The sequence below is a fragment of the Acidiplasma cupricumulans genome (assembly GCF_001402935.1).
In the GTDB taxonomy this organism is placed as follows: domain Archaea; phylum Thermoplasmatota; class Thermoplasmata; order Thermoplasmatales; family Thermoplasmataceae; genus Acidiplasma; species Acidiplasma aeolicum.
In genome coordinates, this window is sequence record NZ_LKBH01000245.1 from 1 (window position 1) to 1,248 (window position 1,248).

3 protein-coding genes are annotated in these 1,248 nt (G+C 28.6%); 1 reads left to right on the top strand and 2 read right to left on the bottom strand.

What is annotated here, in order from left to right; all coding sequences use genetic code 11:
- Positions 1-53 precede the first annotated feature (53 nt).
- Positions 54-395, top strand: a complete 342-nt coding sequence (locus AOG55_RS06645; protein ID WP_055032415.1) for a hypothetical protein — start codon at positions 54-56, stop codon at positions 393-395.
- Between the two features lie 218 nt (positions 396-613).
- On the opposite strand, the gene AOG55_RS06650 is transcribed toward AOG55_RS06645, so the two are convergent.
- Both AOG55_RS06650 and vapB read right to left on the bottom strand, forming a co-directional pair.
- A complete protein-coding gene (locus AOG55_RS06650; protein WP_162200851.1) occupies positions 614-1,027 on the bottom strand; it encodes a type II toxin-antitoxin system VapC family toxin in 414 nt (137 codons plus the stop codon).
- Positions 1,017-1,248: type II toxin-antitoxin system VapB family antitoxin (gene vapB / locus AOG55_RS09500; RefSeq protein ID WP_162216770.1), on the bottom strand; the 232-nt coding region annotated here is incomplete at its 5' end. The genes AOG55_RS06650 and vapB, both read right to left, overlap by 11 nt.

Sequence of the window (1,248 nt, forward strand, 5' to 3'; positions counted from 1 at the left end):
ATGGCCAATAAAATAACCGGAAATTCAGGGAGGAAAATAATGTACATAGTGAGTTGACGTATGTTTGGACACCCTATGGTTTATTTGAAATAAGCCCGGATTTCACTGAAAACGAATTAAAAGAACACGGTGCAAACTTTATTCCAGTTGAAAAACCTTATAATATTGATAACAACATAATTGTATCCGGTGAGATACCAAGAAACCGGGGCCCGAGCCATAATGGCCACACATTTGATGAAAACGGTGGGGAAGATTTAATAAAGGATGATATGGCACTTTATTTACAAACAAAGAACGGACTTGCTATGATAACTGGATGCGGCCATTCAGGCATAGAAAACATAATGGAATACGGCATTAAAATAACAGGAAAAATAAAATACATGCAATAATGGGTGGCCTTTATTTTCTTGGCATTGATGATGAAAGAATATGTAAGAACATACATAAACTTGTATGATAAATTACTAAATTTAGTTCAAACAATTAACCATCTAACACTATCAGGTTTAAATGTTACTATTAACATAAAAGATCCAAATATACTATAAACTTTAAACTCTAATGTTTCATCAAGTAAGGAAATTCATAATTTTAAATTAAAAATAATTTATAAAATATTTAGTTTGTTCTCCTTAATTTTATTGATTAATCTTTTATCCGATGTAATTAGTGGTATTGATAATGTTATAGCCAAAAAAACATAAGATGAATCATAAACTGTAATGCCCATTTTCACGGATAAGGAAAAAGCACCCTTAACAATTTCATTAAAGCTGTGTATTTTCATTAAATTTAAAAATGAATAAGCTTTATTCATAATGGTCTCGCCGTCATCAACGGTTATATTATTTCTCTGTATCCTCTTCCATACAGTATTTAAAGATTCGTAATAGGTAAGATCTAATATATGAAAATAATCAAAATTGGATATTTTATTTTCTATATTTTCTGTTGTGCTATCTTCCATTAAAAGCGACATTAAGGCTGACGTATCAAGAACTGCCTCTTTTTTATCTATCACGGTCATCCCTAATTAATTTGTATGAATCATCAAAAATCCCATATTTTGCTTTCATTTTATTCCTGTTGTTATTTATATCATTTAATTCTTCCTTTATATGTTCCTTTTTAACCAATAATTCAAGATAGTTTCTAACCTCATTGTTATAATTTATATTATATTCTTTTAATTCTCTTTTTAATTCCTCAGGTATTCTTATAGAAATAATATCCATATTTATA